A 9112-nucleotide genomic window follows, 5' to 3' on the forward strand; every position below is an offset into this window, starting at 1 on the left:
CATCGTCCGCGGCGTTCCGCTCGACGCGGCCCACGAGTTCAACGGGACGCTGTTCGACCTGCTCAACCCCTACGGGCTCTTCGGGGGCGTGACGACCCTCGTCCTGTTCTACGCCCACGGCGCCCAGTTCCTCGGGCTCCGCCTGAAGGGGGAGCTGCAGCACCGTGCCGAGGCGATCGCGTCGGCGATGACACCGGTCGCGGCGCTCCTCGTCGCGGTCTTCGCCGGCTGGACCGTCGTGCGGCAGTCCGGTGGCGCAGGGATCGAGGCGGTGTCCGCGGTCCTGATGGCCGGGGCGGCGTTCGCGGCCGCGGCGACGTTCACCGGCAAGCGCGGCGCGGTCGCCTTCGGCCTGACGACCGCGATGATCGCGCTGATGTTCTGCGGGCTCTTCGCCGAGCTCTTCCCGAACGCGCTGGTCTCCAACGGCCCTGCCGGTTCGACCCTCGCGCTGAGCGAGGCCGCTTCCACGCAGTACACGCTGAAGGTCATGACCTTCGTCGCCGTGCTCCTGGTGCCGGTCGTGCTGACCTACCAGTACTGGACCTACCGGGTCTTTCGTGCCCGGCTGGGTGCGGAGGACTTCATGACCGGGCCGATCGACCTCCTGCCGAAGGCCTGAGGTGCGCGGCGTCGACCCGCGTCTGCTCCGCGCGAGCCGCCCCGCCCGCGTCCACCTGGTCGTGACGGTCTCGCTCGGCGTCGCGGGCGCCGCCCTGGTGGTTCTGCAGGCCGTGCTGCTGGCTCGCGCGATCGCCCGGGGCTCGCTCGGCGGGGCGACGCTGGCCGAGCTCACCCCGACGTTGGTCGCGCTGGGCGTCGTGCTGCTCCTGCGGTCGTCGACCGAGGTCGGGGCCGAGATCTCCGGGCGGATCGGCGCCGCCCGCGTGCTCTCGGACCTTCGCGGGCGACTCGCCCGTCACCTGCTCGTGCGTCGGTCGGGTGTGACGGGCCGTGAGCCGGCGGGCGAGCTGGCCACCCTCGCGGTCCAGGGCGTCGACGCGCTGGAGCCTTGGTTGGCCGGATACCTGCCCCGTCTCGTCCTGGCCGCCGTCGTGCCGCCGGTGACGATCGCGTGGCTGTTCACCGTCGACGCGTGGGCCGCCCTCGTGCTGGCGCTGACGGTTCCCGTGCTGGTCGTGTTCCTGGTGCTCGTCGGACTCGCGGCCAAGGAGCGGACCGAGGCGCGCTGGGAGTCGATGCAGCGGCTCGGGGGGCACTTCCTCGAGGTCGTGCAGGGTCTCGCGACGTTGCGGGCCCACGCCCGGGACGGTGCGCAGGCGCGGACGCTCGCCTCGGTCTCCGACCGCTACCGGCGCGACACCATGGGGACGCTGCGTGTCGCGTTCCTCTCGGCACTGGTCCTCGAGCTCGCGGCGATGATCGGCACGGCCCTCGTCGCCGCGACCGTCGGCGTGCAGCTCGCCGAGGGGCGGCTGGGCCTCGAGGCCGGCCTGACCGTCCTGCTGCTCGCGCCGGAGATGTACGGGCCGCTGCGGCAGGTCGGCCAGCAGTTCCACGCGAGCGCCGACGGCACGCAGGCCGTCGGCAGGCTGCTCGACGCGCTCGAGGAGCCCGCGACCCTGGTCGACGCCCCCGACGTGCCGCTGGAGGCGCCGGACCCGCGTCGCGACGCCGTGCGGCTCGAGGGGGTCGCCTTCGCCTACCCCGATCGCGACCGCACCGTGCTGCGGGAGATCGACCTCGAACTCCCGCCCGGCAGCATCACGGCGCTGGTCGGGCCCAGCGGCTGCGGCAAGAGCACGCTCGCCGCGCTGGTCCTGCGCCTGGCAGATCCGACCTCCGGCCGAGTGACGTGCGGGGGGATCGACCTGCGGGACGTCGAACTCGACGCGTGGCGCGCGAGGCTCGCCTGGGTGCCGCAGTTCCCTCGCGTGTTCGCCGGCACCATCGCCGAGAACGTCCGGCTCGGCGCCCCGACCGCATCCGCGCAGCGCGTGGAGCAGGCGCTGCGGGAGGCGAACCTCGGTGCGCTCCTGACCGGACTGCCGCAGGGCGTGGACACGCGGGTCGGGGAGGGAGGGCGCCCGCTGTCGGCGGGCGAGGCCCAGCGCCTTGCGCTGGCGCGCGTGGTCGTCTCGGACGCGCCGCTGCTGGTGGTCGACGAGCCGACGGCCCACCTCGACGAGCGTTCCGCGGCGGAGGTCGCGGACGCGCTCCGCCGGCTCGCCGCCGGACGCACCGTGCTGATCGCCGAGCACCGGCCGCAGCTCGCGGCGCTCGCCGACCGCGTGGTCGCGCTGGACCACGGCCGGATCGTGCGGGCCGACCCCTCGGTGCTCCCGACCTCGGAGGAGGTTCTCGTCGCATGAGCGCGGGCGCCCTCCTCCGTGCCGCCGCGGTCGCCGTTCCCCGACGCCGGCGCGTGGCGCTCGCGGCGCTGCTGTCGTTCGGTGCGGTCGCGTCCGCCGTCGGCCTGATGGCGGCGTCCGGGTACCTCATCGTGCGTGCGGCGCAGCAACCGCCCATCCTCACCCTGACGGCCGTGATCGTCGCCGTGCGCGCGTTCGCGCTGTCCCGCGCGCTGCTGCGCTACGCCGAGCGGCTCGCCTCGCACGACCTCGCCCTCCGGGTCCTCGGCGACCTCCGCGCCCGCTGCTACGAGCGGCTGGCGCCGCTCGTGCCGGCCGGGCTTCCGGGACGGCGCTCCGGTGATCTCCTGACCCGCTTCGTCGGCGATGTCGACACCATGCAAGACCTCTACGTCCGGGCGCTCACCCCACCGCTCGTCGCGCTCGCCACCGTCCTGGTGGCGGGCGCGGCGGCGGCCGTCGTGGCGCCCACCGTCGGGCTCGCGCTCGCCGGGACGCTGTTCGCCTGCGCGGTGCTGCTGCCCCTCGCGACCGGGCTCGCGGTGCGCGGAGCGGCGCGACGCCAGGGGCCCCTTCGCGGCGAGCTGACGACCGAGCTGGTGGAGGCCCTCGACGGCGCGGCCGAGCTGTCGGTCCTCGGGCAGGCTCCGACGCGGCTGCGACGGCTGTCGGATCTCGACGCCCGTCTGCGGCGGGCGGCGACCCGCGACGCGGTGTCGGCGGGGCTGGCCGGCGGGCTCGGAACGCTCGTCGCGGGTGCCGCGGTCTTCGCCGTGCTCGTGACCGCGGTCCCGCTGGTCCAGGACGGCCGCATCGACGGCGTCCTGCTCGGCCTGCTGGTCCTGCTCGCGCTGGCGAGCGCCGAGGGGATCGTTCCGATGGGCGACGCGGCACGACGGATCGGGGCGTGCGCCGCCGCGGCCTCGCGCCTGGAGGAGATCACGCGTGCCGGCGTGCCGGTGACCGATCCCGACGTCCCCGCCGCGCTCCCGGTCTCCGGCGCGATAGCGGTGCAGGACGCTCGGGTCGTGCTCGACGAGAGGGTCGTCCTCGACGGGCTCGACCTGCGGCTCGAGCCCGGGCGAGCCATCGGGGTGGTGGGGGCCAGCGGCAGCGGCAAGACCACGCTCGGTCACATGCTCGTGCGCTTCCTGGACCCCGCCGGCGGTCGCGTGACGTTCGGCGGGGTGGATGTCCGGGCGGTGGCGCAGGACGACCTGCGCAGCGCCGTCCTGCTCGCCGAGCAGGACGCCCGGGTCTTCGCCACGACGATCCGCGAGAACCTGCTCATCGCCGACCGGGGCGCCGACGACGAGCGGCTGTGGTCGGCCCTGCAGGCGGTCGACCTCGCTGCCGAGGTCGAGGCGATGCCGGACGGGCTGGACACCGACTGCGGGACCGACGGCGATGCGCTGTCCGGCGGTCAGCGCCGGCGCCTGCTGATCGCCCGAGCCCTGGTGAGCCGTGCCAGGTTCCTCGTGCTCGACGAACCGGCCGCCCACCTCGATGCGGGCGCGGCCCGCGCGCTGCTGGCGCGTCTCGTCCAGGAGGCGCGCGACGGCCGCGGCGTCCTGGTCATGGGCCACTCGGCCGCGTCCCTCGCCGCCTTCGACGAGGTTCACCTGCTGCAGGCAGGTCGGCTCACCGCCGCGCCGGTCCTGGCCGCGGCGTGAGGGCTCAGTCCTGCTCGGCGGCCTCGAGCAGCTGATGGTCCAGCGCGTACCGCACCAGCTCGGCGCGGGTGGCGCACCCGGTCTTCGACTGCAGGCTCGCCCGGTGGGACTCGACGGTGCGGCGGCTGAGGTGCAGCCGGTCCCCGATCTCGGCGTTGGTGTGCCCGAGGGCGAGCAGGGAGAGCACCTCGGCCTCTCGTGACGTGATGCCGTCCGGGAGCTCGGGCACCTCCGGCTCCGTCGCCAGGCGTGCCCCCAGGCTCGGCGTCAGGTACGTCCCGCCGTCGGCCGCGGTGCGCAGCGCCTGCACCAGCTCCGCGCCCGCCGACTCCTTGAGCACGTACCCGCGGACTCCGGCACGCAGCGCCTCGCGTGCGAACGCCGTGCCCGACTGCATGGTCAGCACGACCACCGCGGTGTCCGGCGATGCCTCGTTGACCTGCGGCAGCGTCTCCAGGGACGGGGTCCCCGGCATGTTGAGGTCGAGCACCAGGACGTCCGGCTTGTGGCCGAGCACGTAGCGCACGGCATCGTCCGCGGTGCCGGCCTCCGCGACGATCTCGATGTTTCCGGCGGCTTCGAGGACCATTCGCAGGCCGCTGCGGACGATCTCATGGTCGTCCGCGAGAATGACGCGCAGGGGTTCGGGCATCGGCGCGCACGATAGTCGCTCAGGTGCGCGCGTGCTTGCGATCGTCCGCGGCGAGCGGGACCTCGGCGCGGACCGTCGTGCCGCGAGCGCTGCTCGCCAGCTGCAGCTTGCCCTTCACGAGCTGCACGCGCTCGTTCATGCCCATCAGCCCGAAGCCGTTGGTCGGGCCGCTGGTGTCGAAGCCGTCGCCGTCGTCCCGGACCTCGGCCGTGATCCCGCTCGGGCTCTCCTCGACGAGGATGCTGATCCGCTTGGCGCCCGAATGGCGCACCGCGTTCGTGAGCGCCTCCTGCACCATGCGGTAGACCGCATCCTCGACGGGAGCAGGCAGCCGGTGCCCGGGCGCCTGGTCCTGTCGCAGCGCGACGTTCAGGCGGATCGGGATCGAGCTCGTCTCCACGACTCGCTCGACGAGCGCTCCGAGCGCGGCCCGCAGCCCGAGGTCGTCGAGATCGGCGGGGCGCAGGTCGGTGATCAGCCCGCGCAGCGTCCGCGCCTGCCGTTGCACGTGTCCGAGGGCGATGGAGATCGCGTCGCGGAGGCCCCCTTCGTCCGGGGCCTTGAGCGCGAGTTCGAGATGGATGGCGAGGGCGGCCATGTCCTGCAGCGTCTCGTCGTGCAGCTCGCGCGCCCATCGCGCCCGTTCGCGCTCCTGGGCGTCGAGCACGGAGCGCAGGCGACCCGCGGCGACGGATCGTGCCCCGGCCACCGCAGTCGCGGCGCTGGCGGCGAACACGGCGAGCAGACGCTCGTCGGACTCGGTGAAGATCCCCTCGCCGTGCGCCGGGTCGAACGCCGCGAGCACCCCCAGGGCCTCGGACCGGTACTGGAGCGGCACGACCAGCGCGGAGCCTGGCGTGCTGACCGCGAGCTCTTCGGCGAGGTCGTTCAGTTCGTCGGCGTCGTGGTCGAAGCGACGCGGCTTCCCCGTGCGCAGGACGCCGGCGACTGCGCTGGCGGCCAGGTCGATCGTCGCGCCCAGGCGGTTGCCGTCCACGTCCCCGGACCCCTGGTCGACGACGAGGTTCGGGCCTTCCCGGAGCGCGATCACCAGCGCGCGGGCGTCGACGAGGTCCCGTCCGCGCGCGACGATCAGCTCCAGGACGCGGGAGACGTCGGGCTCGCCGCCGACCGCGAGGGCGACCTCCGTCGTGGCCTCGAGGGCACCGACGGCCGCCTCGAGGGCGACACGTCGCTGCTCGCTGGACTCGAAGTTGCGGGCGTTGTCGACGGCGATCGCCGACCATTCCGCCAGCAGGACGGCAGCGTCGCGGTCGGAGGCGGTGAACGGACCCCCGCCCTCCTTGTCGGTCAGGTAGAGGTTGCCCCACGGCGCTCCGCGGATGATGATCGGAACGCCCAGGAACGTCGACATCGGCGGATGGTTGGGCGGGAAGCCGAAGGACGCGGGATGGTCGCTCACCCGGTCCAGAACGAGCGGCTCCGGGTGGGTGATGAGCTGGCCGAGGACCCCGCGGCCCCGTGGCAGGTCCCCGATCCTGGCGCGGTCCTCCGCGTCGATGCCGCGGGTGACGAAGCGCTCGAGCTCGACCCGGTTGGGGTGCAGCACGCCGATCGCCGCGTAGCGCGCACCGGTGAACTCGGTCGCCGCGGTGAGCAGCTCCTCGAGGACAGCGTCCGGTTCGAGCTCCGAGACGAGCGCCCGGGCGGCGTCGAAGAGCGGGCGCACCCGCTCGTGGGAGAACAGGCCGTTGTTCACCCACCAAGTGTCGCAACTCTCGGGCACTGCGCGTGAAGCGTTCGCGTCAGCTGAGCCGGCCGGCAGCGAGATGCCCGTCGAGCCAGGACTCGATGGCGCCCATGAGCCGTTCGGGCTCGTCCTCGGAGTTGAGCGCGAGCCGGTCGCGCGGAGCGAGCTCGTCGAGGGGGGAGAACGAGCGTGCGAGCTGGGCGGACACCTCGGCGTCGGCCTCCGATCCGTACCAGCGTCCGGGGACGCGCACGCGGGCCCGGTGCTGCAGCGTCTGGGGACGGGCCTGGCACTCCACGGCCAGGACGTTGCGCCGGTGGTCGCTGTCGAGCTCGGCGAAGAAGGCCTGCCGGATCGCGGGCTCCCCGAAGGTGGCGTCGACGATGCACGCACGTTCCAGTCCGGCGCGCCGGCCGAGCTCCGCGTAGACCCGCGTCCGGCCGGCGAGTCCGTAGTCGTCGCTGACGTCGTGGCGCACCTCGTCGGAGCGCAGGACCGGCAGGCCGGTCGCCGCGCCCAGCGCGTCGGAGAGCGTGGACTTCCCCGAGGCGGGAGGCCCGGTGATCAGGAGCACGAACTCTCCGCGTGCGCGCGCGGCGAGACGCCGGGCGAGCCCGAGCAGGCGGACGGCCTCCGCCTCCTGGCCGATCGGGTCCTGCTCCTGACGCGCGCGGATCAGCGCCACCTTGGCCCGCACCGTGGCGCGGTAGGCGCCGAAGTACGCCAGCAGCTCGCGGGGCGGTGGCTCGCCGCCGCCTTCCACGTAGCCCTCGAGCACCGCCGCCGCCGCGGCAGGTGCGGCGCTGCCCTCGAGGTCCATGCACAGGAACGCCAGGTCGTCGACGACGTCGACGATGCGCAGGCGCGGGTGGTCGAGCCGGTCGATGATCGTGATGCCCTCGGGGGCCTCGGGGTCCAGCAGCACGTGCTCGGCGCGCAGGTCGCCGTGGCCGTCCACGACCCGGCCCGCCTCGGCGCGGCCGCGCAGGACGTCCTCCCAGCAGAGCAGGAACGCCTCCGAGAACCGGCGGGCGGCGAGGATGTCTCGGGACGGGACGACCCCGCGGGCCAGCGGGATCAGGCCCTGGAAGTTGCGGTCGGCCACCGCGCGGGCGTCGGGGGCGGCGCGGACGACCCGGGCGTGGCGGTGGAACGCCGCGATGCGGCGTCCGACCGCGGCCGCCTGCTCCGGGACGAGCGCTCCGCGGCCGAGGTGGGCGGCCATCGTCGTCGACTCGTCGAACCGCCGGCTGACGACGACGTGATCGACGGCGTCCGGATGGTCGGCCGCGGCGATCGAGTAGCCGTGCCCCACGGGGACGACGGACCGCAGCTCGTACTCGAGCCCGGGGGCGAGCACGCGGTTGGCGTTCGCCTCCTCGGCGCAGGCGCGGCGCCGGGACTCGGGGTCGCGGAGGTCGGCGAAGTCGAACCGCAGCGGCTTCTTGAGCTTGAACGCCCGGTCGGCCGTCAGGAAGACCCACGACCCGTGGGTCTCGCGCAGTTCGATCGGTGGCGTCCCGAACTGCCACAGCGAGCGACGCAGACCCTCGGGGTCCACGCCCGGGGTCCGAGCGACGGGATGAGTTGACGGAGTGACCAGCACGTAGACGACGGTATGCCTGTGCGGAGGTGCCGTCGTCCGCATGACGCGCGGGACACGTTGCGGAAAAACACCGAGGAAGCGCGGGAGGACTGCGCATGGAAGCCGCGTTCGCCGGTGGCACGCTGATCGCATGTCCGAGAACGCGCAGCAGACGGCTGACGGAACCCCCAGGCGCGTGCTGATCGCCGGCGGAGGGGTCGGTGCCCTCGAGGCCGCCGTCGCACTGCGGGCCCAGGCCGGAGATCGGGTGCACCTGCGCATCGTCGCGCCGCAGTCGGCCTTCACCTGGCGTGCCCTGGAAGCCGTCGAGCCCTTCGCCGAGGAGCGCCCGCGGCAGTACCCGATCGACGACCTGGCCCAGGAGCTCCGGGCCGATGTCGTCCACGACGAGATCGTCCACGTCGACATGGCCGCCTCCCGTGCGCGGAGCCGATCGCACGGGGAGATCGACTACGACTCCCTGATCGTCGCCATCGGCGCGCGACCCCGTCCCGTGGTCGAGGCGGCCGAGACGTTCGACCGCCTGTCCTTCCCGGAGGTCTTCGACGAGGTGCTGGACGCGTTGCGCTCCCGGCTGGCCGAGTCGCTGCTGGTCGTCGTCCCCCACGGTGTGGTCTGGTCGCTCCCGGCCTACGAGCTCGCCATGCTGTCCGCGGCCGGGACGTCGGCGACGGTCACGCTGGCCACCCACGAGCCCCGGCCCTTGACCCTGTTCGGCGCGTCGGCCAGCCGCGCGGTCGAGCAGGCGCTCGCCACAGCTGGTGTCGAGGTCCGCTGCGGCGTGCAGACCGACGTCGTCTCGGCCACGGCCGCGAGGATCGACGGGCTCTGGGTCACGGCCGATCGGATCGTCGCCCTTCCCGGGTTCGTCGGCCCGGGGCTCTCCGGGATCCCGGCGGATCCCGAGGGCTTCATCGTCACCGACGCCGAGCACCGGGTCCCCGACGCCGACGGACGCGTGTTCGCGATCGGGGACGGCGCGGCCGGCCCGCTGAAGCACGGGGGCATGGCCGCCCGCGCAGCGGATCGCGTGGCGACGCGGATCGCGCTCGAAGCCGGGGCGCCCATCCGGGAGGACGCCGGCCCGCCGGTGCTGCGCGGTCTCCTCCGCACATCGGAGGGGCCGCTCTTCCTCGC

At 74.2% G+C, this 9112-nt stretch carries 7 protein-coding genes; 4 read left to right on the plus strand and 3 right to left on the minus strand.

Translation table 11 applies throughout. The annotated features are described in order from the left end of the window. The 3 genes from ABYE80_RS12295 to cydC form a co-directional block, all read left to right on the plus strand. Nucleotides 1–622, plus strand: a 622-nt coding sequence (locus ABYE80_RS12295) for a cytochrome d ubiquinol oxidase subunit II (RefSeq protein ID WP_372790577.1), incomplete at its 5' end; no start/stop codon positions are given. 1 nt (nt 623) lies between these two features. Continuing rightward, nucleotides 624–2333: a thiol reductant ABC exporter subunit CydD gene (gene cydD, locus ABYE80_RS12300; protein WP_372790578.1), complete on the plus strand. Its 1710-nt coding sequence runs from the start codon at nt 624–626 to the stop codon at nt 2331–2333. After that, a complete protein-coding gene (cydC, locus tag ABYE80_RS12305) occupies nt 2330–4006 on the plus strand; it encodes a thiol reductant ABC exporter subunit CydC (protein ID WP_372790579.1) in 1677 nt (558 codons plus the stop codon). Before cydD ends, cydC begins: the two co-directional genes overlap by 4 nt. 4 nt (nt 4007–4010) lie before the next feature. On the opposite strand, the gene ABYE80_RS12310 is transcribed toward cydC, so the two are convergent. The 3 genes from ABYE80_RS12310 to ABYE80_RS12320 are packed head-to-tail and all read right to left on the minus strand — an operon-like array spanning nt 4011 to nt 7975. After that, a complete protein-coding gene (locus ABYE80_RS12310) occupies nt 4011–4658 on the minus strand; it encodes a response regulator (RefSeq protein ID WP_372790580.1) in 648 nt (215 codons plus the stop codon). A 19-nt stretch (nt 4659–4677) separates the two neighbouring features. Then, complete coding sequence (locus ABYE80_RS12315; protein ID WP_372790581.1) at nt 4678–6378, minus strand: GAF domain-containing protein; 1701 nt, start codon at nt 6376–6378, stop codon at nt 4678–4680. Nucleotides 6379–6424: 46 nt separating this feature from the next. After that, on the minus strand, nt 6425–7975 hold the full coding sequence (locus ABYE80_RS12320) for an AAA family ATPase (protein ID WP_372790582.1): 1551 nt from the start codon (nt 7973–7975) through the stop codon (nt 6425–6427). A 130-nt stretch (nt 7976–8105) separates the two neighbouring features. Between ABYE80_RS12320 and ABYE80_RS12325 the strand changes: the two genes are divergently transcribed. Beyond that, the coding region (locus ABYE80_RS12325) for an FAD-dependent oxidoreductase (RefSeq protein WP_372790583.1) at nt 8106–9112 on the plus strand (1007 nt) is incomplete at its 3' end.

The organism is Paraconexibacter sp. (assembly GCF_041602235.1).
Classification (GTDB): domain Bacteria; phylum Actinomycetota; class Thermoleophilia; order Solirubrobacterales; family Solirubrobacteraceae; genus Paraconexibacter.

What these genes read in the sequence shown, in the direction of transcription:
- cydC (WP_372790579.1), top strand. Translation starts at nt 2,330, where the DNA reads ATGAGCGCGGGCGCCCTCCTCCGTGCCGCCGCGGTCGCCGTTCCCCGA.
- ABYE80_RS12310 (WP_372790580.1), bottom strand. Translation starts at nt 4,658, where the DNA reads ATGCCCGAACCCCTGCGCGTCATTCTCGCGGACGACCATGAGATCGTC.